Below are 14,874 nucleotides of genomic sequence, written 5' to 3' on the forward strand. Positions count from 1 at the left end.
TGCCGGGAAGGGCAGTGGAATAGTGGTTGCGGGGAGCCGTACCTGAAGGGCCGCTCCCGGCCCCGTGGTGCTGCCGGCTGCGGGCAGGTCCGGCAGCCGTCACACGTAGCCGGTCACCGCCCGGGGCGGCAGCATCCACTCCCGGCCAGCCTGACCGCGGGCGGTAGCGGCGTCCTCCGCCCCGCGGCCAGGTCGCGGTCGTCAGGTCAGAGGGCGGGTTCGTAGGTGATGCGGGCGTTGGGGCAGGACGCCGCGTACCGCAGGAGGGCTTCCCGCTCGGCCCGGTCGACGGCGAGGCCCCAGCGGTGCTTGGTGGCGACCCACTCTCCGAGGTAGCGGCAGTGGACTGCGGCCATGGGCATCCAGGTGGCTGGGTCCTGGTCGGCCTTCTGCCGGTTCGAGCGGGCGGAGACGCCGACGAGGGTGACGTCGGAGCCGAGGTCGTTGGCGTAGCGGCGGCGGCGTTCGGTGGTCCAGCCGTAGCCGCCGGAGTCGTGGACTTCAGCGAGCGGGATCAGGTGGTCGATGTCGACTCCGGACGGCCCCTGGACGAGGACGTCGTCGTAGTACGAGTGCCACACCCCGCCGGTGAGGGCACAGCCGGCGCCGACGGTCGGCGCTTCGATGGCTTCGGCGATCAGGACATCGTTCCGGGCGGTGCAGCCGTTCTTGTCGTCGTCCTTCCAGTGCGGGTACAGCTCCCGCTTGTAGCCCTCACGGATCTCCTCGGCGACCGGCAGCGCGGTGATCCCGTCCATGAGCGTGACCTCGTCGGCCTGGGCGGGGGAAGCGGGGGCGAGCACGGCGAAGGCGAGGGCGGAGGCCAGCAGGCCCCGACGCAAGTTCTTGATCATGAACCCGGTGATACCGGGCCACCCATCACCGGATCGAGCCAGGTTGGGAAGGCTCACTCCGCTGGGTGAGCCGGTTCACCGCAGAAACGCGCCTGCTCCCTCCTTCCTCGCCGAAGTTCAGGTAGCCCCCTCACCGGTCGCCTGGGATACGTCAGGGTGGATCCGAGTGCCACATCTGAACCACTTCCGCTCCGGGATGCGCCGTAGCCGCCTCTGCTCTACGGTTCCTTGCTGCGCATCTGGTCTGCGTCGTGGCGGCGTTCGAAGTCGCGGTACATGGCGGCGAGGTTGGCGCGGGCGCTGAGGGTGTCGGGGAGGTCGGGTCCGAGGAGGCGTTCGCGGTCGGCGAGGACGGCCTCTTACAGGCTCACTGAGTCGATCGCATCGACCAGTCCAGTTCCCCGGTGGCGCCCAGTTCGTCGAGGATGACGCGGTGGAGCTTTGCCCAAACCCGGACTTCGGTCCAGTGCGTGAATCGGCGGCGAGCGGTCTGCCAGGACGCGCCGAACATGGGTGGGAGCTGTCGCCAGGTGCAGCCGGACGTGGCAACGAAAAGGATCGCGGCCAAGACTCCACGGTCGTCAGCCCTGCGGCTTCCGCCGCCTTGTGGACGCACCGGCGCTTCGGGCATCACGCGAAGGAAGAGCTCCCACAAACTGTCTGGCACCAGCTGCCGCACCATCTCCAAGCCAAGACAACGAGGACCCCGGCCAACCGTCGACAGGAGGGGTGCTCGATGCTGGCACCAGCCATTCCCGGCAAGCATCTTCGAGGGGCATGACCGCCATGACCGACTATCTGCAGGCCGTCTTCGCCATGCTCGGCCCAGCGGAGAACCGTTACAACGATCCCGCTGCCTGGCTACACCTGGAGCAGGAGATCGACAGAAGGCTTCCGGCCGACTACAAGGCGATCGTCGACGCGTACGCCCCCGTCCAGCTCAACGGGAGCCTCTACCTTTCGTCCCACCCGGCCTGTGCATGGCGGAACCTGGGCGAGGAGATCCGGTCGGATGCGGAAGTCTGGTCTGAGTGGCGGGCATGGGAGTCCGACGACCTGGAACCCGACGCTGATCCCCGCGTGATCTGCAACCGTCCGCAGATCACCTTCGGTTCCTCCGACGGCCTCATCCCTCTTGCCAGCACGGACCAGGGAGCCGCTATTTTCCTGGCTCCAGAGGTCCACGGGTACCCCGACGGAATCGTGGTCCAGGGCTCGGAGGGCGACTGGGTCGGCCACACCATGGACTTCGCCGAGTGGCTATACCGCTACCTGACCGGCGAAGAGATGGCTGGCTGGGACAGCGCGGCCCTCTACCCCGGCCCCGTCCTCCTGGCATACCTGCCCACGGGACCCGACGAGCGGACCCGCGAGGCGTACGGCCTTGCACGAGACGTGTGAGTTCGCCAAACGAGACGACGTGGCGCGTCAGCCCCGAGGCAGGGCAGCGAGCCAGCGGTCGTCCTGGAATTCGGCGGGGACTTCGTCCTCACCCGGATCGATCCCGCGGCGTTCCAGTTCGTCGAACCATCGGTCCCGCTGTGACTCGGGGAGGCGTCGCCCGCACCAGGGACAGAAGTCGATGGTGATGCTCGACGTGCCGCCGTCGTGGATGATCAGCCCGTACTCCTGGAACTTGGCGCTGAATTTGATCAGTGCGTCAGGGCAGGCGAAGGGGTCGTCGTGCTGGTCGCAGCGCACGTTCACACGGCGGCTCATCGCTTCGCAGCAGTGGTTGGTCATGACCTTGGCTTTCCGGTGATCGACTCGATGCCCAGAAGTAGATCACGGTCTGTGATGATCACCGGCTGGTACGTGTAGATCTGACGGATATGCAGTGGGTGCGGCTGGAGTCCTTGTTGCCCAAGGGCAGGAAACCCGGACGTCCACCGAGGTGGAGTCGGCGGCAGCTGATCGACGGCATAAGTTCCGTACCCGGACCGGCGTCCCGTGGCGGGATGTGCCGGAGCGATACGGGCCCTGGGCCAGGTCGTATGACCTGTTTCGCCGTTGGCAGCGGGACGGCATCTGGCAGCGGATCTTCAGCGACCTGCAGGCCCAGGCCGACGCCAAGGATCTCATCACCTGGGACCTCAACATCGATTCCACCGTATGCCGGGCCCACCAGCACGCCGCCGGAGCGCGGAAAAAGGGGACCTACAGGCCGAGCCGCCCGGCGGGTCACCGTCAGCCGGACGACCACGGCCTTGGGCGCTCGCGCGGCGGTCTGACCACCAAGCTGCACCTGGCCGTCGAGCAGGGCCAGAAGCCGATGGCCGTCGTGATCACGGCCGGACAGCGTGGTGATTCCCCGCAGTTATGGCCGGACCGGAAGCTGCTCATCACCGCGATGGACGTCGAGACCGGCGAGCAGGAGGTCTCCGACCGCGCGAGTGGCGCGCCCCTGCCCTCCGCCGTGGCGGCAAGCACGGCCTTCCCGGGCATCTACCCGCCGATCACCATCAACGGCCGCCGATACATGGACGGCTCCCTGCGGTCGGCAACCAACGCCGCACTCGCGGCCGGAGCCCGCACACTCGTCGTGATCGACCCGCAGGCGCACCTGTTTCCCCGCGAGTTGCTCCACCAGGAGCTGGCGGTCGCCGCAGCGCACACAGTGGTAACCATCGAGCCCGATCCGGCATCGATACGCGCATTCGGCTCAGACCTCAACGACCGCACGGCCTGGGAACCGGCCTACCAGGCGGGCCTTCGCCAAGCCACCGATGCCGCAGAGCAGCTCCGCCTCGCCTGGAAGACCGGATCCGACATGGACTGAGCGTCCGCCCGATCCCCAGACTGCTGCCCGTCTCGTTGACCCCGCCCTCGGCCCCGGTCCTACCTACAGCTGATTCGCGACGAGCTACCACCGCCGGCAAGCCATCCGGTCGCCAAGATCACGATCTACCGCTGGAGTATTAGTACTCCAGCAGGATTTTGATGTCTGACCTGCGGGTTTCGCTGGGCGGCTGGAGTGTAGCGGGCTGCGGTGTGGTCAGGGACGGTCTTCGTCGGACGGTCCATCGATCGTGCGACAGCGCCGCAAGTAGTGGCAGTGGCGGGCGACTGCTTGGCGCTGGCGGCGCCATTTCGACCAGCTCAGCGCGTGGTGTCGTCCTCGGTGGCCACGGAGGTGTGGGGGCCGGGGCCGACAAGCTGCCAGGAGTCGCCGAACCTCCGCCACTGTGAACTCGATTGCCCCTGCTGCCTCATCGGTGCCACCCCCTTTTCCCGGAGCTCGCGCGCCGTGGAGGCCAGGAAGGCGTGGGCGAGCATGGCGAGGGTGATGTGCCGGTACCAGCCGACGTAGCGACGGACTTCGTACTGGTCCAGGCCGCACTCGTTCTTCGCGGCCTGGAAGCACTCCTCGATCGCCCAGCGTGTCCCGGCGATCCGCACCAGCTCCTGAACAGTGGTCTCCAAGGGCGCGTAGGCGAGGTAGTAGGCGATCTCGTCGGGCTTGCGGATGCTGCGGCGGGCCAGTGCCCACCGCATCCGGTGGGGGGCCTCGCCCTGGTAGTCGAACTCCTCGACGGCCGGCAGCCGCACCGCCGCCCAGTGGTAGACGCGAGGACCTTTCGCGCCGTCACCGCACGAGATTTTCTCCCATGCCTCGGCCGGGGCCTGCGCGAACAGGCCGTCGATGCGGGGGCAGCCCACGGTGAACTGGGACTTGGGCACGGCCAGCACGTAGCCGACGCCGGACTGTTCCAGCAGTCGGCGAAAGCGGCTCTCCTGTCCATAGGCGGAGTCCGCGGTGACCCAGGAGATGGGCAGCGGCGAGGCGAGAGACCTCAGCACGATGCGGCGGGCCAGTTCACCCTTGGTGGCGAACTCCCGCTCGTCGGGAACGCGGGCCGCCCGGCAGCGTTCGCGGTCCTCGGTCCAGCTCTTGGGCAGGTAGAGCTCACGGTCGACCAGGGCCCGGCCCAAGGTGGTGGCGTAGGCGGCGAAGACGCCGATCTGGCAGTTCTCGGTGCGGCCGGCGGTTCCGGAGTATTGGCGCTGGACCCCGGCGGATGTGGTGCCCTTCTTGATGAACCCGGTGTCGTCGATGATGAGGACGCCATCGCTCTCGCCGAGCTTGTCAGCGACGTATTCCTGCAGGTCATCGCGGATGTCGTCGGGATTCCACTTCGCTCCGGCGAGTAGGTGCTGCAGACCGTCGGGGGTTGCGTGGCCTGCCTGCTCGGCCAGTTGCCAGCTGTTCTTCCGGGCCACCGGGGCGAGGAGGCCACGTACGTAGTCGCGCATGCGACGGCGTAGTTCCACCCGTCCGAACCGATGGCCAATGGTCACGAAGAGGTCGTCTAGGTCCAGGTTCCACTGCTCGCCAACACGCGCGCTGATCACCTTGGGAAGCTGCCCCGCCACTGCCACTACTTGCGGCGCTGTCGCACGATCGATGGACCGTCCGACGAAGACCGTCCCTGACCACACCGCAGCCCGCTACACTCCAGCCGCCCAGCGAAACCCGCAGGTCAGACATCAAAATCCTGCTGGAGTATTAGGCGCTATGGCCCGCGGTCGGCTTCTGGCCGTTTCGGGAGTTTCGCATCCCGAAACGTTCCGATTCCACTTGGCTGTTCGACGCCTCGCACCGACAGATGCCGCACGGGATTGTCGTAGGTGCCGCGGCTTCCGCTGGAATAAGTGGAATCAAGTCCGCCGGTGGTATCAGGACGCTTTGAGAAGTCAATGGGTGAAACCGGGCTGCAATTGTGGGGTCGCGGCCATTAGGTTCGAACATCCGTCCGCCTGGGGGGTCGATGCTGCGTGCATCGGGGTGATTCGACGAGAGGTTCTCAGACCGTGCACTTAAGAAAGTCAATTCGGCACGTCGGGGCAGGGGCCTGTGCTGCAGCGCTGGTGGTTACAGCTGCTTCGGCAGCCTCGGCGCTGCCGCCCAGCCCAGGGGCGACCGGCCGTGCGGCGCTGGCGGCAGAAGCGCCCTGGACGGCTAAGGAAGCAGATCTGCTGCTGACGCCCGAGCGCATGGCGCTGGCTCGGCCGTGGCCGGACGAGGGTCGGACCAGCGCGCCCGGTGTCCAGTCGGACAGGGAAACACTGGCGTCCCTGTTGCCGTCTACTTGGCCGGAAGGGCCGAAGGCTGGAACCCTTTTCAAGATCGGTAAGGATGCTGTGCACTTCTGTGCCGCGTCCGTTGTTTCAAGCCCACAGCGCAATCTCATCGTGACGTCGAACGACTGTGTTGCTGGTGGCGAAACTGGCGAGAAGCTCGTGTATGTGCCATCGGTCCGGAAAACTGTGAAGGGCGCCATCGAGACACCCGACGGAAAATTCGTCGTCCAGCGTCAAGGCACCCGGAACCGCGTTTGGTCTGGTCCGGGCGCCGTGACATCAACCGGCTCAACTGAGACGGTGCCCGGGACCGCCTTTGCCGTCGTAGATAAAGGTGGCGACGGCAAGGAACTGGAAGATACCTCTCCCGCGCTCCGGCTGCTCACGGGGTCGGACCGTGTGCAGAACAACGTACGACTCCCCGCCCGCCCGGGCAGCCAAGCCGAACCTTGCGTAGGCATTACCTCGGAAGCGGCCTCGGAGGGAGCATCCGCCGCAGGACTGCGTCTGGACTGCCAGACCGGGGCAGGAAGGTTCACGGCAGGGGCAGCACTGATCTCCCGGTACGACGCCGCCAGCGGCACAGGCGACATCATTGGAGTTGCCTCCGCTTCCCGGGAGCTCCACCCCTCTGCAGCCGGCCCGGCCGCGGTGTACAGCCCCTACTTCGGCTCCGACATCCAGAATCTGTACGACGAGGCAGTTCGTGGCAGCAAGCCTGCCGCCACACCGCCGGTCACGCCCGTGCCCGTCAAGCCGAGCCACTCTGCGCCAGGCACGTCGAGTTCGCCGTCTCCGACCGCGCCCGGCCAGCAGCCGAAGGCCTCTGGATCCGGCGAGCCCCCAGCTGGCGCGGAGCCGAAGGCGACACCGGAGCAGATCGCCGCTGCAAAGCGGGCCGAGGCGTACTGGACCCCGGAACGCATCGCGAGCGCTGTACCCGTGGACAACGGCAAGTCGAAGGACGGAGCCGAGTCTCCCGAGCGCGGTGCTGTGGCGGGAGCCCCGTCCCACTTCGAAAACAAGGGAGTTGCAACAGTGGGGGTGTTCCTCATAACGGAGGACGACGACCCCCAGTCCGACCCCGGTGCGCGCCCGCAGTTCTGCACGGGCTCCTCCGTGACCTCGCCGACGAAGTCGATTGTGATAACGGCGGCCCACTGCCTCAGCGACAACGACCGGTTCAAGCACTTGGCCTTCGTCCCCGGCTGGAAGCCCGACCCGGCCAATCCGTCCCGAGGCACGGCGCCCTACGGTGTCTTCCCCATCCAGCAGGGAAAAGTCTACATTGACGGCCGCTACCTGACCCTAAGAGCTGTCCCGCAATCGGCCTGCAGGGCGTGGGCTGCTTGAAGGTGGCGGTGGCAGCGTGGGCGGATACTGTGGACCGGTCATCGGGGTAGCGGTCTTGGGGGACGAGTGGGACGCAGCAGGCTGCCTGTGGAGAATGCAGGCAAGGGCGACTTCTGTCTCTTCATCGAGCCGTACGGTGAGGACTTCTATCTGCGGCCCGGGGAGGTCTTCACGGTCGCGCCTGAAGCCGAGGGGATCGATGTCTGGTTCTCCACCCTCGTCTGGGAGGGAGGCATGACGGTGTGGCCTTATGAGGACGGCGACCCGACCAAGATTGTCCTGGAGTACACAGTGACTGACGCCAACGGAACGCGGCTGGAGTGCGGTCATCAGAGGCCCCCGAAGCCTGCTGACCCTGACGTGGCTGAGCTGGGTTGACCCGCTCGGTCACTGGGTCAGGGCAATATTCTGCAGCTGGGCGATACCCAGCACGGCATGGTGGACGCCGTCACCTCTGAGTCGGCAGTCACGGAGGATCTTCCACGTTTTCATACGTGCGAAGACGTGCTCCACGCGGGCTCGGACCTGCTTGTGAGACCTGTTGTGCTCTTCCTTCCAGGGCGTGAGTTCAGCCTGGCCGCGCTCGCGGCGATGGGGGATCACGAGGCCAGTCCCTGGATAGCCGCCATCGGCAATCGTGACTGTGTCACCGACGGCGGCCTTGGCGCCAGACTCCTCCCAGGCCTTGCAGTCGTTGCGGTTTCCAGGCAGCGGCCGGCCGACAATCACAACCCGGCGGGTGTCCGCGTCGATGACCACCTGGTGGTTGGTGGAGTAGCGGTAGTTCTTGGATCGCTGGGCGAGGGTGTGATCGCGAGTGGGCACGAGCGTGCCATCCACGATGAGAACAGTGCCCTTGCGGAAGCGTTGCCGCTGGATCAATGCCAGGCGCGGCCCCAGGTCATCGACTACGCGGTCGACCGTGGACTTCGAAACGCCGAACAAGAGCGCCAGCTGTCGCATCGTCAGGTTGGTCCGCCAGTACGCAACGACCAGCAGCACGCGGTCCTCGAAGCAAAGCGTCCAAGGGCGTCCCGGGCGCGCTTCATGCGCACCTCGACGGCGTAGAGCAGTGACCAGCTTGCTGAACTGCCGAGGGGTGAGACCGCTGAACGGACGTATCCAGGACAGCTCAGACGCAGTGATCACAACAGTCACGGGGTGATCGTCCCACCCATGAACACCGTTACGGGACAGCCCTTAGGGCCGGTCAAGGGCGATGACTTGGACTTCGCGTTCCTGCGAAGCGGGCCCAACGCCAAGGGCCAGTTCCTTGAGGACGCCACCGGCACCGGGAACAAACTGACCACGATCCACTTCTCCGAACTCGCCCAGAAGAACGTCAGCCTCTTCGGGTTCCCCGGAGACTCGAAGGCTCCGCTTGTCTGCGGCCCCACCACGACCAGCGGCTACAGCGACCGCTTCCTGAAGATCGCGTGCAACGGCTACGCACCTGGTGTCTCCGGTGGGCCTTTCCTGCGCAATTTCGACGGCAGGCGCGGCGAGATCATCGGCGTCATCGGCGGATACAAGACCGGCGGCCCGACCAACGATGTCTCTTACTCTTCACAGTTCGACGGTGAGGTCACCCGGCTGTTCAACCAGGCGGTCAAGAACGAGACACCGGACCAGGGAACCCGCAGTGAGCTCGGCACTGCCGGGCTCTGGAAACACGCGGTTGGCGCAGCGGCCGGAACCTTCCACACGAGCTCCCAGCAAAACGGTGACTCCGACCTGATCGTCCGATGGGACGACGGCGAGGTGACGCTCTACCCCGGAGACCAGAACTTCGGTTTCTACCCCGGCTGCCAGAAAGACATGCCCTGCGAAACCCAGCTGGCAAAGCCGAACGATCTGTTCAAGAAGTACGCAGACCTCATCACCGCGGGAGACTACGCCGGCGGCGCAGCCTACGACCTGCTCGTCAAGTGGGTCGACGGCGAAGTGACGATCTACCCCGACATCGACCAGAACACCAAGCTCCCGACCTCTCTCGACCAGCACCTGCCCAACGAGATCACGGTGGCGCCCGCAGACTCCGTATGGAAGTACGCCCGCGGCATCGCGACCGGCAAGTACGGCGGAAACAGGTGGCCGGACGACCTCATCGTCCGGTGGAACGACGGGGAGATCACCAAGTACGTTGACGTCGACGGAGCCGGCCTTCACGCTGAGGAACAGCTGGCGGCACCGAACGATCTGTGGCAGTCGGCGGCACTCATCACCGGCGGCGACTTCGACGGCGACAGCAACGACACGACGCCCAACCACGACCTGCTGGTGGTCTGGAAGAGCGGAAAGGTCAGCATGTACCCCGACGTCAGAGTCGGCGGGGTGCAAAGCGAAACGGTCGTGTCGACCGCCGAGGGCAATGACACCTGGACCCATGCCCGGGTGATCGCTGCCGGCGAATACGGGATGAACGACTGGGAAGACGACCTCTTCGTCCGCTGGTCCGACGGCGAGGTCACCATGTACGGCAACACGCAAGCCAGCGCCATGGGGCGCGAGTACGTCCTCGTGCCTCCGTCGCCCCTCCTCCGTGCTGACGCGCCGCCCATCGTCGGCCGCCCCGAGGACCCATGCGCCGTAGTTTGCGGCCCCGAGCTCTACCGCCGCACGCACTGACATTGTCCATCTGTACGACTTCCGGGGTCTCGCGAGCACCAGACGGGGCCCCGGATCCCCCCTCTAGGATGCTGCCATGCGGATAACCCGGGCCCTCGCCGTTCTGCTTGCCACCGCTGCACTGGCTACCGCTTGCGCCCCTGACGACGGCAGCCGGGCCAGGGAGTGGGAACCCGATGACGCACTGCAACGCGCGCAGCGGGCCTTGGACGCCGACGACGCAGACACCACTCAGGTTGCCGAGGCTTCCAGTTACGTCGCCTCTGGCATTGACCGGACCTTGGACACCCCAGGCGAGAAGCCCTACCGCTTCGACATCGCCTGCGACACCGATGGCGTCTCCGCCGTGACTCTCACCGTCACTCGCGGTGAGGTCAAGCGGCTTCTCGAAGTACGCTGCGGAGACCGGCAAGCCTTACGCGTGAACGTGCCTGCAGGACCAGCCGTCGCAGTCAAGATCCCGCCCATTGATAAAGAGCCCATCCCGAGCGGCGTCATCGTCTGGAATCTCAACTCCTTGGAGCCCCACGACGTCCACGGCTGCCCAGACGACATCCAGGGCTGTAAGCAGTAACAGAGGCTCCAGCCCCCGCACCGGACACCGCCCATTCCCACAGGTCACCTGTGGTTCTTCCATGCTGGCCCGTACGGCTCAACGTCAGTCGGCCGGAAGTGAGGCGGCAGCCGAGGTGGTTTGTCAGCGCCGACGCGATTCACGACGACCAGCGCTGGTCCCCTGCATGGGCCCGCGGCGCCACGTGAGTCACTGCGGCCCGGGAGCCGGCCACGTCCAGCTCGGCCCGGCCGCGGGCCGAGCTGAGCACGGGCAAGCCCTGCGCCGGTTGGGCAAGCCGAAGTGGGCTCCTTGAGGGGGCGCTTCGGAGTCCCCTTCGGGACCCACTTGGGGGCCCGACACCCGGCAGGGTGGCAAAAATGCAGGTCAGTACGCGAATCAGCGTGAAAACCGCGCCGTCACACTTCTCCCCTCTTGTTGTCCGGATGGGAGGAGATCATCGGGTTCCAGGGAACCCGGCGCCCTCCACGACCAGACAGGTCCAGCTCACGGCTGACCGGTACAACTGATCGCGAGCGTCGAAGGGGTGGAGCTGATGGCAGGCAAGCGGCTGACGAATCCGGCGGGATCCTCGAACGACCTGCGGGGCGATGTGCTGCGCGTGCTCGGGGTGCTGAAGGTGGCCACCGCCGACCAGATCCAGCGGATCGCCGCACCACACCTGACCTACCGGCACACCATGAAGGGACCGCCTCCGAGCGGAAGACCGCCCGTACCGCCTCGCATGCGGGTGCGCTCTCGGATCTGCGCAAGCACGGTCTCGCCGAGAACGGCGGCACCAGCCGGGCGGGGGAGTCGCTGCGCAACCTGACCACCAAGGGCCTGGAAGCCGCCTCCTACGAGCTCGGGCGCCCCATGTCGGAGATGGGCTCCACCGCTCGCGGTGCGGGCTCCAGCGGGGCCACCCACCCCATGGCCGTCAACGAGACCGTCATTGCGATGCTCCGCCCCAAGCCCGACCTCCGGCTGCTCACCCGGGAGCCGGCCGAGGCCAAGGCTGCCGCGCAGGCCGCCGTCGACGCTTCGGCCGGTGTTGGCACGATCGCCTCGTACGCGACCGAGGTCCCGCTGCCCGCCACCGGCAGCTGGGGTGCGCCGGGCAAGGGCGGCGCCCAGGCCGACATCGTGCTCACCGCCCCGCAGGACCAGATCCCGCTGTTGTTCATCGAGGTTGACAACTGCCACGAGACCGCCGAGGAGATCGCGGCAAAGCTGCTGAAGTACTCCAGGTTCTTCAAGCGGCAGATCAAGGACACCGACGGCAAGGACAAGCCGATGTGGCGCACCCGCTGGATGGCCCGCGTTGCAGAGCGTGGGGAGGCCCCGCACCCGCCGGTCCTGATCGTCTTCAACCGCCTCGGTGCCCGCGACCCCAACCGCACCGTCCCGCGGCTCCAGGAGCTGACCCGGCCGCTGTGGGCGGGCGAGCCGGCCGACGGGTACAGCAGCTACGACCGCAAGATCCCGATCACCCCGACCGGACTGCGCAACCTACGCGAGCACGGCCCGGGCGGCCCGGTCTTCCTCCGCTTCGGCCGCACCCACATGCAGCCCCTCCGAGACGCGATCGGCAACCCCCGCCGCGATGCCGTCCTCGCCCGCCGAGCGGAGCGGGCGCGGGTCCAGCAGGAGGAGTACCAGGAGCAGCTGCGCCGCGCGGCCGCGCAGAAGAGGGCCGAGCGCGAGGCCGCCCGCCCTGCCTGCGCCGGCTGCGGGACGAAGTTCGACAACGACCGATGGGAGAACACCAGGTTCTCCCCGGAGCCGGGCCACCGGTGGCACCCGACGCTGTGCGAGCCGTGCGAGGACAAGACGGTCGCGGCAGCAGACCAGGCCGAACGCGACCCCTTGGAGGCGGAGGCCGCCCAGACCGCCGAGAAGGCCCGCGGCTGGCGCTCCCGCTTCCGCCCCGGGCAAGCCCCCTGATGGCTGGGCAAGCCCTCCCGCCGTTCAGCGTGGGCAAGCCTTAGGTCACCCTGGGCAAGCCCCTGCTGCGCGTTGTAGAGCTCAAGCTGACGGAACTCCGGGTCCGCTCTCGGGGCGGCCAAGAAGAGGACCCGGGCCAGCCGCGCGGCGCCCGGGGACCGCAGGAGAGAGGTAGCCGCGCACGCGGGCTGCTTTGATCCAGTCCTTGATGGTCGGCTCCGGACGGTCGAAGTGGTCGGCCAGACGCCGGTGGAGGCCAGGGCCGTTGGCGGCTTCACGGAGGTAGGCACGGGCCACACGGTGGAGGAGTTTTTCCTCGAGCGGCGGCCGCCCTCGCTGCGCGGGCTGTGCCAGTGCGTTCGCGTTCTCCAGGGCTTGGAGGGACGCTGCAGCGAGTTCTGGTCCTGCCGTTCGCGGACGACCGAAGACGGTAATGGCTTCCTCTTTCCAAGATTGGTCGGCCAGCTCGGCCTGGGCGCGGGCAACGATCAGGCCCACCGGGATGCGTCGCAGCACATCGCTCGTGATCGGCGCCGACACGGGCAACGCCGCATTCTCCTCGGAGGGGCCGACGAAGTCTCCGAAGCTGTCCCAGTACCCCCAGCCCGGGCGCCAGAGCTCTAGTTCGATCAGCCCGAGGCCGGCTCCCTCGTTGGCCAGGATGCCGTGCACTGTGACCGGCAAGTCAGCCGCCTCGTAGAGGAAGTCCGCGACGTACCCTGGCCCGCGACCCCGTTCCTTGACGAACAGAGTGAGCGAGGGGCCAGGGACCGCGTCCTCGGGGACGTCCCCCCCGTCAGGGTAGGCATCCCAGGGGTCCATCACAGTGGAGACGAGCGATGCCTTCCACAGATCCACCTCCTGAGTAGTGCGCGAACATTCGTAAGAGTGGTCACGGACACGAGGGTGGTCCGGCCGGAGACGGCGCTCGTCCTCGGGGGCCTCGGGGTTGACGAAGTCGTCGGCACGGAACTCGGGCTGCGGCATGCTCCCAGGCTAAAGACCACCGGTTCGCAAGGTGGAGGGAAAAGGCGGGTGAGAAGCCGCGCGAGACAAGTCACCCGCCCAGTGTCCTGAGCCGTGCTGACCGTACGACCGCAGGGTGCCTGGCTGTCGGTGGTGGCTGGGACGCTGGGGTGCATGGACAGGGATGAGGATCTGTTGCGCGGCCGGGTCTACGGCACGGACCACGACGACCCGAACCCGGGCCCACGGCCGGCCGCACCTACGCCGAGCTCGTCGGCGGCTCGCAGAGCTCGGCCAGTTCGGCGCCGGCGGCCGGGCCTTGCGACCCGCGCCACGGCGAGCCGCGTTGTTGCGGATCGCGGGGGCGTCCCGGTCGGCGAGGTCCTTCTCCTCCTCTTCCCCTTTTTTCGAGGGCGGCATGAGCGTCACCGTGATGTTCGGCGCCGTCGAGCCCATGCGGGCGGCACAGCCGGCGGACAGGTTGGCCTCGGCTTTGTCGGGAAGCGCCCAGCCGGTGAAGCCGGGGCGGAGGGGGACGGAGTTCTTGGGCTTGTAGTGAGGGTCGTTCCGGTTGTCTTCGATGATCAGGGTGTAGACCCCCCGGGGGTAATCGCTGTCCGCGTTGGCGCGCAGCACCTGGCACCCCTTGAACACCGCGTGATCGGTGCTCTTGCCCTTGCTCTCCCACTCCTCCGTGCTGACCTCGCCCCCCTTGCCGTCGTCGATCAGCTCCGCCGTCTGCCGGCTGAGCGCCCCATGGCACAGCGTCTGCGGTAGCGGCGGCTTCTTGTCGTCAGGCCAGAAGCTTGCCGTCACGACGGCCACCCCGGCGGCGACGAGCGCGATGGTCAGCGGCAGCCACTTCCTGTCCATGTCTACGGCTGTCCCATCTTCTTCTGGGCGTCCTCGATGCCCTGCTGGTACCAGTTCTCGGCAGTCGTCTGGAGACCGTCCTCGTACTCGCCCGGGCTCACGTCCAGCTCCTCCTTCGTGAGGCCCTTCTGGGTCGCCATCTTCCGCATCATGGCGTTCATCTGGTTCTCGCCGTTCTCGAAGTGGTTGACCATGTTCTTACGAGTTTCCTCGTCGACCTTGGCGTTGAGCTCGTTCATGTACCCGGCCGTGCCGGCGTCGACCGTGCGCTGGAGCGCGTCGCCGACGATGGGGATGGCCGTCAGGGGTGCGCCGATGGCGTGGTATTTCATCCTCTGGTTCCAGGCGTGGGTGTCCTTCTCCGCCTGGCCGAGGTCGTAGATGACGTCGCCGCGCACGCCGTCGAGGTGGCCGAGAACCGACGCCGACTGATTGACCCAGGTGCGCATCTCGGGGTCCTCCTTGCGGTACGAGTCCGGTGGGAAGCCGTTTACTCCCTCGGCGATCACCACGCTCTGCGAGTGGTGCATGACACCGAACGCCTTGGGGTCCTCGGCGACGCCGCGCATGAGACGGGTGAGGTCGCCCCGCTCGAGGATCTGGTGCACGTCCGAGGCG

The 14,874-nt window shown here is 67.1% G+C and carries 14 protein-coding genes and 1 pseudogene; 7 read left to right on the top strand and 8 right to left on the bottom strand.

Features of this window, described 5'->3' with window-relative positions; all coding sequences use genetic code 11:
• Positions 1 to 206 precede the first annotated feature (206 nt).
• Positions 207 to 854 carry an HNH endonuclease family protein gene (locus EES41_RS36555; protein WP_123082122.1) on the bottom strand — a complete coding sequence of 216 codons (648 nt, stop codon included), beginning with the start codon at positions 852 to 854 and terminating at the stop codon, positions 207 to 209.
• A 365-nt stretch (positions 855 to 1,219) separates the two neighbouring features.
• Positions 1,220 to 1,536, bottom strand: a pseudogene (locus EES41_RS36560) (transposase); the annotation flags it as partial.
• Positions 1,537 to 1,631: 95 nt separating this feature from the next.
• Here EES41_RS36560 and EES41_RS36565 point away from each other — a divergent pair.
• Positions 1,632 to 2,255 carry a hypothetical protein gene (locus EES41_RS36565; RefSeq protein WP_123082921.1) on the top strand — a complete coding sequence of 208 codons (624 nt, stop codon included), beginning with the start codon at positions 1,632 to 1,634 and terminating at the stop codon, positions 2,253 to 2,255.
• 27 nt (positions 2,256 to 2,282) lie between these two features.
• Here the strand turns inward: EES41_RS36565 and EES41_RS36570 are convergent, their stop codons facing one another.
• A complete protein-coding gene (locus EES41_RS36570; RefSeq protein WP_123082123.1) occupies positions 2,283 to 2,597 on the bottom strand; it encodes a hypothetical protein in 315 nt (104 codons plus the stop codon).
• Positions 2,598 to 2,814: 217 nt separating this feature from the next.
• On the opposite strand from EES41_RS36570, the gene EES41_RS43450 reads away from it, so the two are divergent.
• Positions 2,815 to 3,633 carry a patatin-like phospholipase family protein gene (locus EES41_RS43450; protein ID WP_254211714.1) on the top strand — a complete coding sequence of 273 codons (819 nt, stop codon included), beginning with the start codon at positions 2,815 to 2,817 and terminating at the stop codon, positions 3,631 to 3,633.
• A 320-nt stretch (positions 3,634 to 3,953) separates the two neighbouring features.
• Here EES41_RS43450 and EES41_RS36580 read toward each other — a convergent pair whose 3' ends face one another.
• Entirely contained in the window at positions 3,954 to 5,174 is a 1,221-nt protein-coding gene (locus EES41_RS36580; RefSeq protein ID WP_123082218.1) for an IS701 family transposase, read from the bottom strand.
• Positions 5,175 to 6,047: 873 nt separating this feature from the next.
• Between EES41_RS36580 and EES41_RS41830 the strand changes: the two genes are divergently transcribed.
• Both EES41_RS41830 and EES41_RS36590 read left to right on the top strand, forming a co-directional pair.
• A complete protein-coding gene (locus tag EES41_RS41830) occupies positions 6,048 to 7,289 on the top strand; it encodes a hypothetical protein (protein WP_164496076.1) in 1,242 nt (413 codons plus the stop codon).
• Between the two features lie 87 nt (positions 7,290 to 7,376).
• The gene (locus EES41_RS36590; protein ID WP_123082125.1) at positions 7,377 to 7,667 is read left to right on the top strand and encodes a hypothetical protein; all 291 of its coding nucleotides are present in this window, start codon (positions 7,377 to 7,379) and stop codon (positions 7,665 to 7,667) included.
• A gap of 9 nt (positions 7,668 to 7,676) precedes the next feature.
• Here EES41_RS36590 and EES41_RS36595 read toward each other — a convergent pair whose 3' ends face one another.
• Positions 7,677 to 8,447 (bottom strand): transposase, encoded by a 771-nt coding sequence (locus tag EES41_RS36595; RefSeq protein WP_123082126.1) that lies wholly within the window; start codon positions 8,445 to 8,447, stop codon positions 7,677 to 7,679.
• 18 nt (positions 8,448 to 8,465) lie between these two features.
• Here EES41_RS36595 and EES41_RS36600 point away from each other — a divergent pair, with 18 nt between their 5' ends.
• The 3 genes from EES41_RS36600 (at position 8,466) to EES41_RS36610 (ending at position 12,417) form a co-directional block, all read left to right on the top strand.
• Positions 8,466 to 9,917: a hypothetical protein gene (locus EES41_RS36600; RefSeq protein WP_164496077.1), complete on the top strand. Its 1,452-nt coding sequence runs from the start codon at positions 8,466 to 8,468 to the stop codon at positions 9,915 to 9,917.
• Between the two features lie 76 nt (positions 9,918 to 9,993).
• Positions 9,994 to 10,491, top strand: a complete 498-nt coding sequence (locus tag EES41_RS36605; RefSeq protein WP_123082128.1) for a hypothetical protein — start codon at positions 9,994 to 9,996, stop codon at positions 10,489 to 10,491.
• A 417-nt stretch (positions 10,492 to 10,908) separates the two neighbouring features.
• A complete protein-coding gene (locus EES41_RS36610; RefSeq protein ID WP_254211836.1) occupies positions 10,909 to 12,417 on the top strand; it encodes a replication-relaxation family protein in 1,509 nt (502 codons plus the stop codon).
• Between the two features lie 81 nt (positions 12,418 to 12,498).
• On the opposite strand, the gene EES41_RS42475 is transcribed toward EES41_RS36610, so the two are convergent.
• The 3 genes from EES41_RS42475 to EES41_RS36625 are packed head-to-tail and all read right to left on the bottom strand — an operon-like array spanning position 12,499 to position 14,864.
• The gene (locus EES41_RS42475) at positions 12,499 to 13,404 is read right to left on the bottom strand and encodes a hypothetical protein (protein WP_216827298.1); all 906 of its coding nucleotides are present in this window, start codon (positions 13,402 to 13,404) and stop codon (positions 12,499 to 12,501) included.
• A 9-nt stretch (positions 13,405 to 13,413) separates the two neighbouring features.
• A complete protein-coding gene (locus EES41_RS42480; RefSeq protein ID WP_216827299.1) occupies positions 13,414 to 14,256 on the bottom strand; it encodes a hypothetical protein in 843 nt (280 codons plus the stop codon).
• 2 nt (positions 14,257 to 14,258) lie between these two features.
• The gene (locus EES41_RS36625; protein WP_123082129.1) at positions 14,259 to 14,864 is read right to left on the bottom strand and encodes a hypothetical protein; all 606 of its coding nucleotides are present in this window, start codon (positions 14,862 to 14,864) and stop codon (positions 14,259 to 14,261) included.
• Between the last annotated feature and the right edge of the window lie 10 nt (positions 14,865 to 14,874).

Origin of the sequence: Streptomyces sp. ADI95-16 (assembly GCF_003721495.1) — a bacterium.
In the GTDB taxonomy this organism is placed as follows: Bacteria; Actinomycetota; Actinomycetes; order Streptomycetales; family Streptomycetaceae; genus Streptomyces; species Streptomyces goshikiensis.